Source organism: Mesorhizobium sp. WSM4821 (assembly GCF_055901555.1).
On record NZ_CM148371.1, the window covers coordinates 362,246 to 380,133 of the forward strand.

Consider the following 17,888-nt stretch of genomic DNA (forward strand, 5'->3'; position numbering starts at 1 on the left):
CGCTGCCCGTGCGCTGGGCCGCGACGGGCCTGCGGCGACGTGCCCGGCGTCTGCCCGATCCTGGTTCTCGCCAACCTTCTGCAGAAGGAACATCCCGCTTGAATGCGCTGTCTGAACAGATCCTTTCCGAATTGCGCCACCTGCTGAGCGAGATGAGCGACGGTGGCAGCGTCGGTCCGTCCGTCTACGACACGGCGCGAGCTCTGCAGTTCCACGGCAACGTCACCGGTCGGCAGGACGCATACGCGTGGCTCCTCGCGCAGCAACAGGCCGATGGCGGATGGGGAAGCGCGGACTTCCCGCTGTTCCGCCATGCGCCCACGTGGGCGGCGTTGCTGGCATTGCAGCGTGCCGATCCTCTTCCCGGCGCTGCCGACGCAGTCCAGGCTGCAACCCGGTTCCTCGAGCGCCAGCCCGATCCCTACGCGCATGCGGTGCCGGAAGACGCGCCGATCGGCGCGGAGCTGATCCTGCCGCAGTTGTGCGGTGAGGCCGCATCCTTCATGGGCGGCGCGGCGTTTCCGCGCCACCCGGCGCTGTTGCCATTGCGGCAAGCGTGCCTGGTCAAGCTGGGGGCGGCGGCGACGTTGCCGAGCGGCCATCCGTTGCTGCACTCCTGGGAAGCCTGGGGGACGTCGCCGACCACCGCATGCCCGGATGACGACGGCAGCATCGGCATCAGTCCGGCGGCCACCGCCGCGTGGCGTGCGCACGCCGTGACACAGGGGAGCAGGCCGCAGGTCGGGCGCGCCGACGCGTATCTGCAGGCGGCATCGCGGGCGACGCGCAGCGGCATCGAAGGTGTCGTGCCCAACGTCTGGCCGATCAATGTGTTCGAGCCATGCTGGTCGCTGTACACCCTGCATCTGGCCGGGCTGTTCGCGCATCCCGCGCTCGCCGAGGCGGTGCGCGTGATCGTCGCGCAGCTCGACGCCCGCCTGGGCGTGCGCGGTCTGGGCCCGGCCTTGCACTTCGCGGCCGATGCGGACGACACCGCCGTTGCGTTGTGCGTCCTGCGCCTTGCAGGCCGCGACCCGGCGGTCGATGCGTTGCGCCATTTCGAAATCGGCGAGCTGTTCGTCACCTTCCCCGGCGAGCGCAATGCCTCGGTGTCGACCAACATCCATGCCCTGCATGCGTTGCGACTGTTGGGAAAGCCCGCCGCCGGGACCAGCGCCTACGTCGAGGCCAATCGCAACCCGCACGGTCTATGGGACAACGAGAAATGGCACGTTTCGTGGCTGTATCCCACCGCACATGCGGTCGCTGCGCTGGCGCAAGGCAACCCCCAGTGGCGCGACGAGCGCGCGCTGGCGGCGCTGCTGCAGGCGCAACGCGACGGCGGCGGCTGGGGCACCGGTCGCGCGTCCACATTCGAGGAAACCGCCTATGCGCTGTTCGCGTTGCACGTGATGGACGGGAGCGAAGAGCCGACAGGGCGCCGGCGCATCGCGCAGGCGGTGGCGCGTGCGCTGGAGTGGATGCTCGCCCGCCATTCGGCGCATGCACTGCCGCAGACGCCGCTGTGGATCGGCAAGGAACTGTATTGCCCCACCCGGGTCGTGCGCGTGGCCGAACTTGCCGGGTTGTTGCTGGCGCTTCGTTGGGGGCGGCGCGTCCTGGCCGAGGGACCAGGAGCGACGCCATGATCCAGACCGAACGCGCGCTGCAGCAGGTGCTGGAGTGGGGGCGTTCCCTGACCGGGTTCGCCGACGAGCATGCCGTGGAAGCGGTCAGGGGCGGCCAGTACATCATGCAGCGTATCCAACCGAGCCTGCGCGACACCAGCGCCCGCACCGGCCGCGATCCGCAGGACGAAACGCTGATCGTGGCGTTCTATCGCGAACTGGCGCTGCTGTTCTGGCTCGACGATTGCAACGACCTTGGCCTGATCGCGCCGGAGCAGCTCGCCGCGGTGGAGCAGGCGCTGGGGCAGGGAGTACCGTGCGCGCTCCCCGGATTCGAGGGCTGCGCTGTGCTGCGCGCTTCGCTGGCCGCGCTCGCCTACGATCGTCGCGACTATGCTCAGCTTCTCGACGATACCCAGTGCTACTGCGCGGCGCTGCACGCCGGACCCGCGCAGGCGGCAGGGGCGGAACGCTGGTCCTACGCCGAGTACCTGCACAACGGCATCGATTCGATCGCCTACGCGAACGTGTTCTGTTGCCTGTCGTTGCTGTGGGGGCTGGACATGGCGACCTTGCGCGCGCGTCCGGCGTTTCGCCAGGTCCTGCGGCTCATCTCCGCGATAGGGCGCCTGCAGAACGATCTGCATGGACGCGACAAGGACAGGTCGGCCGGCGAGGCCGACAACGCGGCGATCCTGCTACTGCAGCGCTATCCGGCTATGCCTGTGGTGGAGTTCCTCAACGACGAGCTGGCCGGCCATACGCGCATGCTGCACCGGGTGATGGCGCAAGAACGCTTTCCCGCGCCGTGGGGACGGTTGATTGAGGCCATGGCGGCCATCCGCGCGGAGTACTACCAGACCTCGACCAGCCGCTACAACAGCGACGCTGCGGGGGAGGCCAGCGTGCGCCGGCCTGAACGCGCGGGAGACGGCGGCGTGCGCGCGCTGCCGTCGGTCCGATCCGACGCAACGCCGTCGCCCGATGCGACGGATGGAACGAGCATGAGCGACACCGCCCTGAGCCGGCGCAAGGACGACCATCTGGACATCGTGCTGGATCGGCGAACGGCGCCGGCCACGGTCGCCGCCGGCTGGGAGTACATCCGTTTCGAACACTGCGCATTGCCCGAGTTGGACTTGACGCAGATCGACCTGCGCGCCTCGCTGCTGGGCAAGACCATTCACGCGCCGCTGCTGATCAGCTCCATGACCGGCGGCATGCCACGCGCCGAGGCCGTCAACCGACATCTGAGCGAGGCAGCGCAAGCCTTGGGGATCGCCATGTGCGTCGGTTCGCAGCGCGTGAGCCTGCAATCCCCCAACTCACAGGGGCTGACGCGCGCGCTGCGCCGCCTGGCGCCAGACATTCCCTTGCTGGCCAATATCGGCGCCGCGCAACTGCGCGAGGCTGACGGCCTGGACCTAGCGCGCCGGGCGGTAGATGCGCTGGAGGCCGATGGACTCATCGTCCATCTCAATCCGCTGCAGGAAGCGGTACAGCCGGAGGGCGACCGCGACTGGGGAGGCGTCCTGGCGCAGATCGCTCGGGCCACGCGCAGCGTGGGCGTGCCGATCGTGGCCAAGGAAGTGGGGTCGGGCCTGTCCGCCTCGGTGGCCTGTGCGCTCGTCGAGGCGGGCGTGGCGGTGATCGATGTCGCCGGCGCCGGCGGCACCAGTTGGGCCGCGGTGGAGGGCGAGCGCGCCCGCGATGCCGCCGACCGTGCAGTGGCAATGGCGTTCGCCGATTGGGGGATTCCGACCCCGGCCAGCGTGCAGGCGGTACGTCGGGCGCTGCCAACGGTGAAGCTGATCGCGTCGGGCGGGATTCGCGACGGCGTCGACGTGGCCAAGGCCATCCACCTGGGCGCGGACATCGCCGGGCAGGCGGCCGGCGTGCTGCGCGCGGCGACGGTGTCCACCGAGGCGGTTGTCGCGCATTTCGAGATCGTCATCCGCCAGTTGGCCGTCGCCTGCTTCTGCACCGGCTCGGCTGATCTGGCGGCATTGCGTCAGGCGCGCTTGTTGCCCTCGGCGCATCCGCCCGCCGGTTGATGCCTGCGTCGCCCGCACGTGGCGGCGGGCGCAGCTAGCAGGCTGCTGAAATGCCTATGCCAAACATAGACTACTGATCCACCTTGGCGAAGCGGTTCGATGCGCGGGAGCGATGTGTTCATGGAGCAGCTGTTCACGATGAAGCGGTTGGAGGATTTCGTTCCAGCCGATCATCCACTGCGCCCGATCCGGCTGATTTGTCGAAATCCTATTCTCTCTTGAGCCGGTGTCGTAGAAAGCGACCCATACCTAACAGTGCACGTACATTTAACAGAAGCGCTGTTAAATAGGGGCATGGTGTTAGAAAGAATTCCTGCCGCGCGGTTAGAAGCGCTCGCTCAGGCGGCGGAAGCGTATGTCCAGCACGCCTTCGGGCGGCGGCTCGAACTCACGCCGATAGCGCCTACAAACGTCCCACACTTCGTGCTTGACCGCTACTTGTTGTGGGAAGGTTGCTGGACGGTCGCACTCTGGTTGTCATGGCGATTTGCGAACCCCGGCAAGGCGCCACAACGGATTACCTCAAGCATCGTGATCCTGTCCGTCGCCAACTTGGCGTCGATCTCATTCTGCTGCTGCTTGACCATGTGCCGAACGCCGTCCGGCGCCAGATGGTGGAGCGGCAGATCGGCTTCATCGCGCCGGGTGCGCAGCTTTATGTCCCGGAAGCATTGCTCGACCTGCGCGAGCGAGCGCGGACGACCGCGATCGCCCCCGCAGACCAGATCAGCCCTACTACGCAATTGGTGCTCCTCGCGGTCCTGCAGGGTATCGCCCTTGAGGAGGAACACCTCACCGACCTTGCCGAGCGACTCCATGTGTCGATCATGAGCATAAGCCGAACACTTGATGAGCTTGAGGTACTCCAACTTGCAAAGGCTCGCCATGTCGGCCGACAACGCCGTCTGCACATGCTTCTGGGTGGTCACGAACTATGGGAGGCAATCCAAGAGCGGTTGCAATCCCCAGTGCGCAAGGTTCGCCTTGTTAGTGGCCGGGTCGAAAACCAAATCGCACCGCTCGCTGGCGAGAGCGCGCTTGCCCGCTACACCATGTTGGCGGCGCCAAGGGTCCAGACGCGCGCCATTCTGTCGATGCGTTGGAAGCGCCTCAAGGAGAGGCTCGCACTCAGCCCAGCCACGGCGTTCGATGACGACCGGTTAGAGATTTAGACCTGGACCTACGACCCGCAGATCCTCGCGCGGGATGCTGTCATAGATCGGCTCTCGCTGTATCTCAGTGTTCGGGGGAGCACGGACGAACGCGTCGCGCAAGCGGCGGAAGAACTATTGGAGAGGTTTGAATGGTAATCGGGGTGGACCGCTTCCTCGCTCATTTCGCGGGCCAGGAACATCAATATGTGCTGATCGGTGGTGCCGCCTGCGCGCTTATCAGAACGAGGTCGGCCTGGACTTCCGCGCCACCAAGGATCTCGACATCGTGCTGATCGTCGAGGCGCTGGACGCTGCCTTCGCGGAGCGCTTCTGGGCCTTTGTCGAGCACGGTGGGTACGAGATCAGAGAGCGAAGCCAGGGGGAGAAAGTTCTCTACCGCTTCCAGAAGCCGAAGACCGAAGATTTCCCTGCCATGATCGAGCTGTTCTCGCGGTCGCCCGAAGGGCTGACGCTTGCCGAGGACTCGCATCTTACGCCGCTTCCTATCGACGAAGCGGCCGCCTATCGACGAAGCGGCCGCGAGTCTGTCGGCGATCCTGCTCGACGAGGACTATTACGCCTTTCTCAAGTCGATGGTGCGCGATGCCGGCGGCATCCCGGTGCTCAACGAGGCAGCGATCATCCCGTTCAAGGCCCTCGCGTGGCTCGACCTTAGCTGGGAGCGCGATGCGGGCGGCAAGGTTGACGAAAAGAACATCAAAAAACATCGCAACGACGTGGCACGGCTGCTGAAAGTCTTAAGCCCCGAAGCCAGCTATCCGCTGCCCGAGACCGTTGCAAAAGACATGCGGGCGTTCGTCGAGCTGGCGACAGCGGAGGTCGATTATAACCCCGAGCAGTTTAAGGTGAATATGACGCGAGAGGATGTTGCAGACCGGATCCGTGCCGCCTACCAGCTCTGATGGCATCCCGTGGTCATCTCCGTCTATCTCTTCAGTGCTAGAAAATCCCGGATGTTAGCGAATGTATCTGGATCGTAGATTGCAGCCCTTAGACGCTCCCGTAGCGACTGATCATCCCGGAACAACTTCACCATGTCGCGAATGAGAAATTCAGCCAATTTTCCAGTCCTACCGCTGAATTGGCTATCTAGTAGGTGGCGCAGATCTTGCCATGAGAGATCGTCCATTCTGCCACCTGAGATTTGTCGGGCACTTTAGCAGAAGCGCCGTCGTTCGGCCCCAGCAGTCACCTCCTCACCCAAGCGTTAGAAGCTTTTTCCGAGCTCCGCGGTAGCAAGATTCTCCGTGATCGGGCTTATGGGATCGAACTCCTCCTGCTCATGCACGAGACCACTCGTGGTGAGGAGGTCCGCCAAGCCCGCGATCGCGCTTGCGAGCATGTCGCCGACAGGACCGGCCACACCCGGTGCGGGTCTGCCGAAGCGGCGAAGCAGTTCGACGTTCATCATATGGGCGCGCAGCGGAATGTCGACACCGGCAAGATGTCTCTCGATGTGCCGGAATATTCGGACGCCTCCGGCGTCCATATCTCCCCAGTGAAACGTCGGCACCTGCGCTTGGGCCGCCAGCCTTGTGACCGTCGCGAGCGTCGGTCGCGAAGGGAAGCCACCGGAATAGATGACGAGGGCCCGTTCGGACCGTGCGACCTCCCGAATGTGCCGGACGAATGACGCGAAGTTCTCGATCGTCAGGACGTAGTCGGGCTTCGTCAGGAGACCGATCCCGCCGGCGCAGTCGGTAGGTATTCCGACATAGGGCATCGCCGGAAAGGACCGCCCGTCCAGCGATACGTCACCGTGCAGCAGGATCGGTTGCGGCAACCGCCTGATACCGGCGGTGGCAAGCAGTTCCTCCGGATCGAGGCGAGTCTGCTCCTCCATGCCCACGAAGATCTTCGCCATTGCTGCGGCGACTTGCCGAACATTCTTCTCCAGCGCTTTACTGTCGCCGACCGTCAACCGCGAGAACGTCCGGAAGTCCTGCTCCCCCTGCGGATCGCCCGACATGCGACCACGTGCTGCGATGGCGAGGCCGATCACGTTTGCAAGCGTTCGCCCGTCTCCATTCCGAATTCCGATGTGGGAAACGCCCCGCGTCCAGGCCGCGACGGCGTCATCGATCAAACTGGCGGCGCCGGCCGGCAGCCCCGGCTGCGACCGCAGTTCTGAGACGGCTCGGTATGCCAGTTCGCCAGCCGGCCGTCGTTCGACCTTGCGGTAGAGCACCCCGGCATCCTTCAGCCTTGCACCGGTTACCCGACGCTCCGTCTTCGGGCCGGTTTGGACCAGCTCGATCCCGCCTGCTCGCTCCAGCGCTGCGAGTTCCTCATCGAAGGCGTCCCGCAGGTCGATGTTGGCGAAGCCGTCATTGTCAATCAAGGCGATCAGGTTTCGCACGGCGGGGTTGCGTTCATGCCGCGTGAGCAGATCGTCGATGAGTGAAATGACGGTCGAAAACCCGCGCCGTCTCATTCGGCCGCCTTCGCCTCGAGACCAAGCCGCTCCGCGAGTTCGCCATCCGTTGCGTGCTGGGGGTTGATGGCGCGCATCTCCTCGCGGACGCGGTCCTTGACCCGGATGGATTCGGCGAGGGAAACGTCGCCGCTGCGGAATACGTCGATGATATAATCGAGGTTCTCGTAGACGACCGCGCGTTTCTCGGTCGGCGCGGCGATGACGACCTGAAGGCCGATCGCCCGGTAGAATTCGAGCAGCGTCCGCTGGTTGGGACCATCCATTTTGCTGAAGGCCTCGTCGAACACGGCAAGCCCTATTCCAAGATCGCTTGGAGCGGTTGCCTGGCGGACGCCGTGGTAGGCGCTGGCGAGGGCCGCTCCGATGACGACGTAGAACGGCACCTGGCGTTCGGCACCGCTGGCCACGCCGCGTCGGCGGTCGAAGCTCGTCGTCCGCCCGGTGGCGACGTCGCGCATCCTGAGATCGTAGGTGAAATAGCTGCGGTAGTCCTGAAAGACTGTAAAGTCGAAGGACTCGTCGGCGAGAAGCTGTTCTATCTGCCTGAGCGCCCGCGCGTGCCGCTCGTCGCGCGGCTCGGCCCGGCCGAACAGAGCGTCCAGCACGCGCTCGTCGGTCTCGCTGTCCTTGGCGAGATGATAGAGGTCGTCGAACTCCGGTTTGACGAGCTCCGCCAGACGATAGATCTCACCGTGAAGCGGGCGTTGCGCCGCCGACAGCTTCTCCATCTCCGAATGAAGCTGCCCGAAGCGGCTGTTCAGCTCATGAATGAAAGTCGTCTTGAAGAGACGCGAAACCCGATCTGCCGCCTCGTCCGCTTGCTCGCGGTACCGGATGAGTTCGTTGTCTTCCAGCATCGCAATGCCGTCTGACACCCACGGTTTCACCGTGCCGATGATCGGCACGTCCGCATAGCCCTCGAGTGCGTCGGGGAAGTCGATGGCATACCTCCCAAGGGCCGCCCTGATGTCGTGACTGAGCTCTCGATACCCCTGCTTCGCATCGTCCGCAGCCTTCTCCATGTCGGAAGCAATCCTGGCCGGATTTCTAGCGGGATGCCCCCTATATCGCTGTCGGAGCGATCGCATTTGTGCCGCGGAGGTCACGACACTGCGGAACTGTCGACGGCGATGGGCGAGGCACAGGTAAGAGCCGACGCTCTGCTCGCCCGCGCCCAGCCTCTCCTTGACCTCCTCAATCTTCGTTCTGAGCGACGCGCGACTATCGATCAGTTCATCGCGATCAGTCTTGAGGCTGTTCAATAAGGTCTGCAACCGCTTCTCCGCGTCGAGTAGTTCAGGGTCGACCTGGGCCGATATCCGATCGAGTCGGCGCCGCGCGTCGGCACGCCTGTCTGCCAGATCCCCCAGCGCCAATGTGAGCGCTTCCAACTTGTCTTTCTCATCGACCGGTCTGCTGCAATCCTCGAGCCGCCGCATCGCGTCCTCGAAGAAGCGTTTCTTCTCAAGATGAACCCTCAAAAACTGCGAACGCTGTTCGATCCGCTCCCGGAGCGTGGTCTCCATCAGTGGTGCCGCAGCCCGCCCAATCTTTAGGCCGTCCGGCCGGCGCATTTCGGTGATCAGGCCGTCGTAATACGCACCATCGGCCATTACTGCGCGGCCGCTGCATAGAAGCTCATCCTGGTTCTCCGCAAGCCGAACGTTGCCTATCCTGAAGACTACGAACGCCATGGCCAGCTTATCGTCGCTGCGGATCATCGAAGCTAGCGTACCGCCCTCGGGCACGGTGGATCTCGACTGGAGCTTGCGGGTGTTGGCTACGCGGCATCCCGGATAAGCGTCGCGTCCATGCCGCAGGATCTCGGTCGCACGGTACGCGTGCTCTGGATCGACAATAATGGCCTCGCGGTCGCGGGTGAGCAGCGCCTCTAGCGCATTGCGCCACCGTTCGTCGACGATGTCAGCGACTTCACAGAGTGTGCGTGGCGTCATGCCTTCGCGGCGCAGGGCCTCCATAAGTCTCGAAGTTGCGGCATTAAGGGTGATCTGTCCCCGTCTGGCGTTGGCAAGCTGCTTGCTATCCTCGGCTGCCTCAGCCTCAAGTTGCTTGACCCAGACGATGGCCTCGTCTCGTTGGTCGGTCGCCTTTTCCATCCGGGCGCTCGCGGCTTCTGAGACTGCACCCAGCAGTTGGTCCATCTTCGCCGGATCGCGTGGCCAACCGGGCGGCGCGATCCCACGGCTGGCCTCTTCAACGCGCTCGAGCGCACGGAACAACTCGCCTGGGTTTATGACGCTCAGCTTGTCGCGCAAATCCAGGAGTTGGATCGCGCGCGCAGCGCTGAGGTGCCGAGTTAGGAGGCGCTCCATGACGCCCGCATGGTCCCGCTCCAGCCCTCTAATCTCCTGCTCAACGATGGCGCGCTGTCCCTGCGCGCCGGTCGCGGCGAGCTGTCGCTGGACGGATGTGAGCGCCTCGGTCTGATGTTCTATTTCCTCCTCTATCCGCGCGAACTCCTCCATGACCACATGAAGCTCGTGCGCCTTCGACCTTTTTTCACCGATATTCGTCAACAGCCTGGCGAATCCTTCGACCAGCAGGGCGGTCCTCCCAATCGCGCGGCAGGTAAGTTCCTCGGCGAGAAGCCGGTCGAATTCCTCTATCTGGGCGCGGATTGCGCGAAGCACCTCCAATCTTCGATTGAGGTCGGCAATGGTCTTCTGGATCTCGCGGTAGCGGCGGATAGAATCGCGTAGCTCGGCGATGTCGATCGGCTTGGGCTCGAGCAGGTAGCGGTGCACGAACTGCTCGACAGACGAGATGTCCGTGAAGGAAAGCGCGGCCACGAAAGTGCGGACAAACCGCTCGGGATCCGACGCGCGGCGCCCTGTGAACAGCGCGCGCATGTACTCGCGAATGAACGTCTTGGCGTCGTCCGGCGTGAGAAGCTGACCGCCCATTTCACTGCAGGCCTGGTCGAGCCGACGGCGGACGACAGGCCACACGGTCGGCCGGGACGCGTCTTCGCTGATATCCAGCAGCATCGAGGTGTCGACGCTAATACCCTCGGCGACGAACCGTCCCAGTACCTCTGTCTGTTGTCCGCGGGCGGCCTCAATGGACAGCCCGAGACTCACAGGCATCCGCCGCCTTTCCGTGTCCTCGAAGACAAGCGCGATGTGGCTTCTAGCCTGGTTCCTGAGGAAAATGTCCTGGTTGAGTTGCCCGAGACAGTAGCCCCCGAGCGTGCGGTCCGAACGGCCGCTGCTCTCGCCAGCGGACCGGTTGAACCGGTACAGACGCGACGAACCGCCGGCCATGATCGCCTGTATCAGATCGATTATTGTGGACTTGCCGGATCGGTTCTGGCCGAGGATGGCCGCATCGCCGGCCAGATCGAGGTCGGCCCGTACCATCATGTGCCAATTCACTAGGACGATGCGCCGCAGTTCCATCATGCCTCGCCTCCCACGACCTGATCGTCTGCGTCGGGCGTGGTGGCGACTGGACGCGACAAGATCTGCTCGAGCGACGCGACGAAGTCGTCGCCGGCGACGCTAGTGACGAGCGCGCGAATGTCGAGATCCATATTCTGCGCGTCCGCGTCGAACTCACCGAGGCGAACGATCGCCTTGCGTTCGAGCATCCGGAGCACGTCGCGGAACTCGTTTGGCGCAAGCGCCGCGCGCCGGCTGCCGGCGACTATCCCCTGATAGGCCGCATACGCCTCGTTGAGTGTCGTGCGGGTAGTTCCGTTGGTGTAGATTTCGCCGAGTTGGAGCGCCTCTTCCCAGAGCCGTCGCATGATGAGTAACGCGATCGTCTCATCGATACGCAGCCGCGGCAGCGCCGTGCGCTCAGGATCGGGCAAGATCCCCGCCCAGCCTTCGGTCTCCCGGTGGACGAGACGGTAGCCGCCGACATCAAAGTAAGCCTCGACAAGCTTCGCGAGCTCTGGACGGTGCAGCGTTTCCAGCAGCGTCGCGGCCCCACGGTCCTCCACGTGGACGAACTGATTCCGCATCAGATGTGCGATGAGTTGCGTGACTCTTAGGAAACCGCGCGGGTTCGAGTTTTCGAGGGCGTTGAACTCAAGCAGCATGCCCGACCTCGAGGGTGATGCTGTCGTCGAGGCGCTTCACGTGAAAGCCGCCGCAGTCCAGCCACTCGTTTGACACTGCGTCGTCGGACACCACGAACTCGAACCGGCCCTTAAGCGTCTTCGCGAGCCGCGAGTCGGCGTCGGCACCGAGGCCGCCGGCGACCATCACTCGGATGGCTTCGAAGGCCAGGAAATCATCGACAGTCTCGATTCTCATATAAGCCGCCGTGGTCTTGCCAAAGGGCGGTACCCGTCTTTCGAGGAAACGGCTAACCTTTGCCGGCGAGATGGTCAGGCGATCCAAGTACTCCCGCTCGAGCTGACGCCTGAATTCACGTATCGGATCTGGCGGCGGAAGGGCAAGGTCGGCGTCGGCGATCTCCGGCCGCGAGCCGCGCGGCTTCGCGAGGAGCTCGGGCGCAACCACGGTCATCCGGGGCTCAATCAATCCTCGTACCGCAAGATCGTCCACGCCCCGCGAGAGAGCATCGTCGAGCCCCTGGATCACATGCTCGCTGCGTTGGAGGAAGTTGGTCCGGCGCCCTGCGTACCTGACCACGTTACGCAGCCGCGTCTCGAGCCTGGACCGGTGCTGCTGGATCGCCTCGAAGGATTCCTCGATCCGTTCGAACACGCGGCGGATCCGGAACAGGTCCTCCTGCACGAGGTCGCGCGCCGCTTGCCCATCGGGAACGAGCCGGGATTCAAGATACGCGTCGGCTACGGCGGCCAAGTCAATCTCGGAATCCTCCAACTCGTCGAGCGAGGCGAGAATGGTCCGCCGATGCCGATACGGATGCGCCGTGGTCGAGATGGACGTGTAGTCTCGCAGGAGCACCCGCTCGACGAAGTCCTCGAAGTAGTGTCGCAGCCGCTCGGCAAGCGTGTCCGAGGAGAGCACCTGCCGATCAACCTCCCGCAGGGCCGCGAGCACGCTTCTCATGTAGCGTCCGAAACGTGCCGAGTCATGGGCGGCCTTGTTGAGGCCGAGAGCGTTCTCCGCGGGTTTCTCCCGCACCGCACGGATCGCATTCCTCACCTCCACCACAAGGCCGCCGAGTTGCTCGGCGCCGCCCTCCTTCAAGGAGCACAGGAATTCGGCGAGACGCATTGCTCCGGACGGCATCTCCACGGTTGTCTTGAGGCCATAGCTCGCCTCGTCCAGCCAGCCCGTCTGCAGCATCCGGTTGTAGATGTGCCGGGACTGGCTGATCGCGGTCCCGGTGGCTTGATTGTCCGCGCCTTGGACGCGTCGACGCCTGACCCGCCGACCGGTCCGCGTCACGAGGCGGTCGAGATCGACGGCGGCTTCGTCCTCGGCCCAGAGGCTAGGCTCCCTCGTGATGCAGTTGTAGATCACGCCGACTACCTCTGCCTCGGTCGGGAACAGGAGGTCTGACCGGTAGAAGTCGTCGTAGACGGCGAGGATCGCACGCTCATATAGCAGCCGGTTCCCGCCAGAAAACACCGTGAAGATGTCTGGGCCGAGTTGACCGAAAAGTTGCGGACGCGACGCATCCGATACTGAAGATACTGCGGAATTTGCCAAGATTCCCACCCCGATCAGGAAGTTGACGGGAGCCCGTCTGAAGGTCAAGTGCTTAAAGATGATGCCTGCCGGTAAGGCAAGGAAAATGGTTCACCGGCTTCGGGCAATGATGAACAAAACGGACGTTTTTCGGATATTGGATATCAGCGTTGGCGCCAGAATGCTGCGTAAAGCGGCCATCTACCCGCTTCCCTCTGCTCTTTTCGGGGCATCAACGCGGTCTAGAGAGTTTGGCTGGTAGATCGAGGCGCTCGCGCGAAGCAGTAGAGCCTTTTTCAAGGAGATCCGTCTGCGGGATTTTGAGCATGTGCGCGTGAACTATGACAGCGATTTCGGGCTCAACGGAATACCCTTACATGCCCCAATTGTCGAGGTTATCGGCGCGATTGCGCCGGCTACTGGGACCGCCGATTGGAGCGTTGCTCTGAATAGATTACTTGGAAACGGAGCTTGTGTTGCTGTGTAACAAACTGAGTAACAGGGGCCGAAAAAAGATCAATATTTTCCATGCGAGGGCGAGGAGGTCGAAAGACGCTCCGTCATTCGATCTGTCGGAAATGCGCGAGGTCGCCGAGATGCGCAGCCCCTGAAGTGCCAGCCCTTGGCCAAGCGGTGCCGCGCCGGACCCGGGCCATTCTGGATGCCGCCGAGGAAACGAGCCGGCAGCAAAAAAGGCAGGCATCAGGGCCTGGGAACTGGGAAGACGGTGGGCATGCCGGGTTGTCGAGTGAGCGACACAGGTTGTTCGGCTTGGCTCCTGCTCTCACCATCATTCAAGTTATTGAATAGTATCGAGAACACTTTTTCTGAGGCTTTCCTGCTCAGTTGGCACGACTTTTGATGCTTCCTTCTAGATGGCGGCAGAGCTGCCGACCGATGTGACGTCGTGGTGATATCGCGATCGGTGGAACGAAGGGAGGAAAGCAGCATGCCACATCTGCGTCGGGTGTGTTCACTATCGCAAAAAGGACGTGACCTGCGGAACCCGGGCGGCAAAACAAGCGAATCTACGCTTCATGACCTCATTTGCACTGGTGACGGACCGTCATTCCTTATGGAAGCCCATGACGCGCTCTCCGCGGCGATCGCGCAGCGGTCCGGTTTCAAGGCGCTTTGGGCGTCCGGCCTCTCGATCTCCTCCAGCCTCGGCTACCGCGATGCGAACGAGGCCTCTTGGACCCAGGTGGTCGACGTCGTGGAACGGATGGCGGACGCAGCGGAAATTCCAATCCTTGTCGACGGAGATAGCGGATTCGGCAATTTCAACAATGCCCGTCTGGTCGCTCGCAAGCTGCGGCAGCACGGCGCGAGCGGCGTTTGCCTCGAAGACAAGGCGTTCCCGAAGATGAACTCCTTCGTCAGGGACCGCCATCCGCTGGCGGAGATCGGCGAGTTCTGCGGTCGCCTGAAGGCGGTCAAGGATCAGGTTCCGGATCCGGAGTTCGTTCTCGTCGCTCGTATCGAGGCGCTGATCGCCGGATACGGTCAGCAGGAGGCGCTTGCACGAGCGCACGCCTATGCGGACGCTGGCGCCGATGCGATCCTGATTCACTCCTGCAAGTCCGATGCGGAGGAGATCTTCACCTTCACACGAGCCTGGCAGAACCGACTGCCCGTCGTGATCGTACCGACAAAATACCACCGTACGCCCGTTGCTGATTATCGCGCGGCCGGTATTTCCACGGTCATCTGGGCCAACCACAACCTGCGCGCCGCGATGTCGGCGATGCGTCAGGTGTGCGACCGCATCATCCAGGAGGAGAGCATTGCCGGTGTCGAAGGTGAAGTCGCGACGCTCGACGAGCTGTTCGAACTGATGAACTACGGCGAGCTCTCAGCGGCAAAAGAGAAATACCTTCCGCGGGCAGTGGACGGCCAAGGACCGCAGCGAGAGGTTCCTTCGAAAAGAATGGATGGAGACGCGCATGTTGGCGCAACGGACAAACTTGTTTAAATCGTCGGGGACCGCGGCCGCCCGCGCCGCGGCGAAGGCTGCCGCCGATGCCGGGATGGAGATTGTTGATCTCACGGCCGGCGAGATCTCGAGCGATCTGGCACCGACGATCCGGGACGGAGCGATCGAGGCGATTCGACAAGGCCTGAACCGCTACACTGACACCATCGGCTCGATGGAGTTGCGCGAGGCGCTGGCACGGAAGGTATCGGTCGAGACGGGGCAGCTTTGGCGGGCCGACGAGCTCGCCGTGACGAACGGCGCCAAGCAGGCTCTTTTCAACGTGGCGATGACGCTGATCAATCCCGGCGACCAGGTCATCATTCCCGCGCCCTACTGGACAACATTCCCAGCGCAGATTCAGATCGCCGGCGGCACCCCAGTCCATATCGACACGCGAGGAAACGGCTACGTTCCACGGATCGACGACATCCAACGCGTCATCACGCCGCTGACCCGGGCCATCGTCGTCAACACGCCCGCCAACCCCAGCGGCGCCGTCTACGACGCGGAGACTCTTTCGGGCATCGCCCAGCTGGCGATGGATAAAAACCTCTGGATCATCTTCGATGAATGTTACGGCCCTTTCACCCATGATGGCCATCGGCATCATCCGGTTGTGTCACTGACCCCCGAGGTCCGGGCCCGGACGGTGATCGTCAATGCCTTCTCCAAAAGCCTGGCCCTCACCGGCTGGCGCGTTGGCTATCTCGCTGCGCCGAAAGAACTGATCTCGGCTGTCAAGGCGCTTCAGTCGCACACGACATCGAACCCGAATGTCGTTGCCCAGCATGCAGTGCTGCACCACCTCCGTGAGGGAGATGGCGCCTTTGAGGCCCGGCTCAAGTGTCGATTGACGGCGGCGCGGCAGGCTGGGCTTACTGCCCTCTCCGAGCTGCAGCGCGTTCCGGTACCTGAAGCACAGGGCGGGTTCTATTTCTATCTCGATCTGTCCGGCCTGTTGCGGCCGACGCTCGCCAATGACGCCAGGACAGCCGACGACATCGTGGCCGCGCTGCTCGCCCAAGCCAGCGTGGCCGGCGTGTCAGGCACTGCCTTCGGCGATCCCATGGGGCTCAGGCTCTCCTATGGCGTTCCGCCGGAGCAACTCGAGGTGGGCCTCGAGCGTGTAGTCGGCGTCCTTAACGGCTGGAACCGAAAGAATCGTCGCAGCAAGCAAAATAGAAGGGGTTAGACCCATGACTGCAATTGGTCCGAGAGAGGCGGTGATTCTTGCCGCCGGGTTTGGCTCGCGCCTGCGTCCGCTCACCGATCTGCGGCCGAAGCCGCTGGTCGAAGTCAACGGCACGCCGATCCTTCACAACGCCTTGCAGAACCTCGAGGCAGTCGGCGTAAGGGAGGTGACGATCGTCGTCGGCTATCGCAAAGACGCGATCCAATATTCCTGCGGCCGACGCTTCGGTGGGCTCGATATCAATTATGTCGAGTCGACGGTCTTCGACCGCACGGGCAGCGCCTATTCACTCTGGCTGGCACGCGACGCGTTACTCTCGGGAGACTGCTATCTTCTTGAGGGCGACGTCTTCTTTGAGGAAGACGCGCTTCGGCGCTTGACGATAGATGACGCGGCGAATTCAGCCGCAGTAGCGCCTTTCCATCCGTCGATGGAGGGCTCTGCAGTAATTTTGTCCGAAGGCGGATTTATTTCCGAGTTTCGGCTTAAACAAACAGCTGCGGACCTGGTTTCCGGCGGCCCGGCTCTCTTCAAGACAGTGAATCTCATGCGCTTCTCCGACGCGACACTGCGCACGATAATCGTGCCTGCCCTTGATGATCTCATCGGTTCCGGTTCGATCAAGGCTTACATGGAGGAGTTTCTTGCTCATCTTATCGAAAGCCGCGGCCTCCTGCTTGCGGCTGCCCGCTGCGATGAGCTGCGATGGTACGAGATAGACAGCGAGGCCGATCTAAGGACTGCGGAGAACATATTCTCACCCTTATGCGGATCGCCTTTCCGGCATCAAATCGCGTCGAGATAGGATCGGACGGCTTCCAATGATCATCTATCTTTCAGACCGCGCAAACCAGATCACCATGCTTGGCCTCCTGGCATCAGGAACCGCGCTCTATTTTGCGCAATCGGGCAAACCGGAGCTTGCAATCGCAGCAGCGCTCTGGGCGGTCTTAGCAGACCATTTCGACGGAGTGGTCGCGAAGCGAACGAAAAACCGGTCGGCAGAGACGGCCAGTATGGGGAAGAGTCTGGATGGATTTGCTGATCTCCTGTACGGCGCCGTCATTCCGGCTGCGGTACTCATGCAAATCGGAACAGGCGGTGTCTTACCGTTTGTAACGGGACTTGCTCTAATACTCGCTGGTGCTTTGCGATTAAGTTATTTCAGCAATTTCGGGATGTCCACAAAAGGGTATTTCACCGGCGTTCCGCTTTCCTACGACGTTCCGCTCATGGCAGTTCTTCTGCTTATCGCAGCGTGGATTCCTGTTCCACTGTGGAACAATGCTACATGCGGACTCTTCTTGTTGCTCGCGGTTCTGCACGTGCTGCCCATCGCCGTGCCAAGTATGAATCGCGCAATGTATGCAGTGGTCACCGTCTTCGCGGTCGTGGCGTCAATATTCCTAGCTTATCGCGGCTTTTCGGCCGGGTAGCCAGCCGAAGCCAGTCCGTCTCTCATCTTCGAAAAAGGAACCCGCAAATGAATGGTCCGCTCAAATGGACGATCGTGGCGCTGTCGCCGAACACCATGTTAACCGCCCTCTTTATGCAGCGGTAGCGCTCGATGCTCTCCTCCTTCATCCTGGCAAGACGACCGGGCGCAGTAATTGCAGATGTCGGGGCGGGAACCGGCGAGCTCACCGGCATGTTGGCCTACGCAATCGAACCGAGCGAGGGAAAGTCGGATCGGCGACCCTTCGGACCGCCTGTCGAACGGTTCGAATGGACGGTCGGGTTCAGCGGAGGATCATGGCGATCTGGAACCTCAACGACCCCGATGACTTCTTGGTGAAAGAAATCGAAGCGGAGATTGAGGCGCGACCCGGG

The 17,888-nt window shown here is 62.8% G+C and carries 13 protein-coding genes and 1 pseudogene; 9 read left to right on the top strand and 5 right to left on the bottom strand.

What is annotated here, in order from left to right:
- Positions 1-98 precede the first annotated feature (98 nt).
- The 4 genes and pseudogenes from AC0NID_RS01635 (at position 99) to AC0NID_RS01650 (ending at position 4,854) form a co-directional block, all read left to right on the top strand.
- A complete protein-coding gene (locus tag AC0NID_RS01635; RefSeq protein ID WP_473458506.1) occupies positions 99-1,649 on the top strand; it encodes a hypothetical protein in 1,551 nt (516 codons plus the stop codon).
- A pseudogene (locus AC0NID_RS01640) lies at positions 1,646-2,547 on the top strand (terpene synthase family protein). Before AC0NID_RS01635 ends, AC0NID_RS01640 begins: the two are co-directional and overlap by 4 nt.
- 85 nt (positions 2,548-2,632) lie before the next feature.
- A complete protein-coding gene (gene fni / locus AC0NID_RS01645; RefSeq protein ID WP_473458507.1) occupies positions 2,633-3,682 on the top strand; it encodes a type 2 isopentenyl-diphosphate Delta-isomerase in 1,050 nt (349 codons plus the stop codon).
- A 452-nt stretch (positions 3,683-4,134) separates the two neighbouring features.
- Positions 4,135-4,854 carry a hypothetical protein gene (locus tag AC0NID_RS01650; RefSeq protein WP_473458509.1) on the top strand — a complete coding sequence of 240 codons (720 nt, stop codon included), beginning with the start codon at positions 4,135-4,137 and terminating at the stop codon, positions 4,852-4,854.
- A gap of 181 nt (positions 4,855-5,035) precedes the next feature.
- On the opposite strand, the gene AC0NID_RS01655 is transcribed toward AC0NID_RS01650, so the two are convergent.
- A complete protein-coding gene (locus AC0NID_RS01655) occupies positions 5,036-5,326 on the bottom strand; it encodes a hypothetical protein (RefSeq protein WP_473458511.1) in 291 nt (96 codons plus the stop codon).
- Here AC0NID_RS01655 and AC0NID_RS01660 point away from each other — a divergent pair.
- Entirely contained in the window at positions 5,310-5,759 is a 450-nt protein-coding gene (locus AC0NID_RS01660) for a hypothetical protein (RefSeq protein WP_473458513.1), read from the top strand. The genes AC0NID_RS01655 and AC0NID_RS01660 overlap by 17 nt on opposite strands.
- A 305-nt stretch (positions 5,760-6,064) precedes the next feature.
- Here the strand turns inward: AC0NID_RS01660 and AC0NID_RS01665 are convergent, their stop codons facing one another.
- The 4 genes from AC0NID_RS01665 to AC0NID_RS01680 are packed head-to-tail and all read right to left on the bottom strand — an operon-like array spanning position 6,065 to position 12,909.
- Positions 6,065-7,291, bottom strand: coding sequence for a Wadjet anti-phage system protein JetD domain-containing protein (locus AC0NID_RS01665; RefSeq protein ID WP_473458514.1), 1,227 nt, complete (start codon positions 7,289-7,291; stop codon positions 6,065-6,067).
- Positions 7,288-10,716 carry an SbcC/MukB-like Walker B domain-containing protein gene (locus tag AC0NID_RS01670; RefSeq protein WP_473458516.1) on the bottom strand — a complete coding sequence of 1,143 codons (3,429 nt, stop codon included), beginning with the start codon at positions 10,714-10,716 and terminating at the stop codon, positions 7,288-7,290. The genes AC0NID_RS01665 and AC0NID_RS01670 overlap by 4 nt, the downstream gene beginning before the upstream one ends.
- Complete coding sequence (locus AC0NID_RS01675; RefSeq protein ID WP_473458518.1) at positions 10,713-11,360, bottom strand: DUF4194 domain-containing protein; 648 nt, start codon at positions 11,358-11,360, stop codon at positions 10,713-10,715. Before AC0NID_RS01675 ends, AC0NID_RS01670 begins: the two co-directional genes overlap by 4 nt.
- Positions 11,350-12,909 (bottom strand): Wadjet anti-phage system protein JetA family protein, encoded by a 1,560-nt coding sequence (locus AC0NID_RS01680; RefSeq protein ID WP_473458520.1) that lies wholly within the window; start codon positions 12,907-12,909, stop codon positions 11,350-11,352. The genes AC0NID_RS01675 and AC0NID_RS01680 overlap by 11 nt, the downstream gene beginning before the upstream one ends.
- A gap of 1,054 nt (positions 12,910-13,963) precedes the next feature.
- On the opposite strand from AC0NID_RS01680, the gene aepX reads away from it, so the two are divergent.
- Genes aepX through AC0NID_RS01700 form a run of 4 tightly spaced genes read left to right on the top strand, consistent with a single transcriptional unit; the run spans position 13,964 to position 17,494 of the window.
- Positions 13,964-14,863 carry a phosphoenolpyruvate mutase gene (aepX, locus tag AC0NID_RS01685; RefSeq protein WP_473458522.1) on the top strand — a complete coding sequence of 300 codons (900 nt, stop codon included), beginning with the start codon at positions 13,964-13,966 and terminating at the stop codon, positions 14,861-14,863.
- Positions 14,835-16,058 carry an aminotransferase class I/II-fold pyridoxal phosphate-dependent enzyme gene (locus AC0NID_RS01690; RefSeq protein ID WP_473458524.1) on the top strand — a complete coding sequence of 408 codons (1,224 nt, stop codon included), beginning with the start codon at positions 14,835-14,837 and terminating at the stop codon, positions 16,056-16,058. Before aepX ends, AC0NID_RS01690 begins: the two co-directional genes overlap by 29 nt.
- A 4-nt stretch (positions 16,059-16,062) precedes the next feature.
- The gene (locus AC0NID_RS01695; protein WP_473458526.1) at positions 16,063-16,863 is read left to right on the top strand and encodes a phosphocholine cytidylyltransferase family protein; all 801 of its coding nucleotides are present in this window, start codon (positions 16,063-16,065) and stop codon (positions 16,861-16,863) included.
- Between the two features lie 16 nt (positions 16,864-16,879).
- Positions 16,880-17,494: a CDP-alcohol phosphatidyltransferase family protein gene (locus AC0NID_RS01700; RefSeq protein WP_473458528.1), complete on the top strand. Its 615-nt coding sequence runs from the start codon at positions 16,880-16,882 to the stop codon at positions 17,492-17,494.
- Positions 17,495-17,888: the final 394 nt, after the last annotated feature.

Excerpts from the sequence above, each read along its gene's own strand:
- fni (WP_473458507.1), top strand. The coding sequence starts at position 2,633 with ATGAGCGACACCGCCCTGAGCCGGCGCAAGGACGACCATCTGGACATC.
- AC0NID_RS01655 (WP_473458511.1), bottom strand. The coding sequence starts at position 5,326 with ATGCGAGTCCTCGGCAAGCGTCAGCCCTTCGGGCGACCGCGAGAACAG.
- AC0NID_RS01665 (WP_473458514.1), bottom strand. The coding sequence starts at position 7,291 with ATGAGACGGCGCGGGTTTTCGACCGTCATTTCACTCATCGACGATCTG.
- AC0NID_RS01670 (WP_473458516.1), bottom strand. The coding sequence starts at position 10,716 with ATGATGGAACTGCGGCGCATCGTCCTAGTGAATTGGCACATGATGGTA.
- AC0NID_RS01675 (WP_473458518.1), bottom strand. The coding sequence starts at position 11,360 with ATGCTGCTTGAGTTCAACGCCCTCGAAAACTCGAACCCGCGCGGTTTC.
- aepX (WP_473458522.1), top strand. The coding sequence starts at position 13,964 with ATGGAAGCCCATGACGCGCTCTCCGCGGCGATCGCGCAGCGGTCCGGT.
- AC0NID_RS01690 (WP_473458524.1), top strand. The coding sequence starts at position 14,835 with ATGTTGGCGCAACGGACAAACTTGTTTAAATCGTCGGGGACCGCGGCC.
- AC0NID_RS01695 (WP_473458526.1), top strand. The coding sequence starts at position 16,063 with ATGACTGCAATTGGTCCGAGAGAGGCGGTGATTCTTGCCGCCGGGTTT.
- AC0NID_RS01700 (WP_473458528.1), top strand. The coding sequence starts at position 16,880 with ATGATCATCTATCTTTCAGACCGCGCAAACCAGATCACCATGCTTGGC.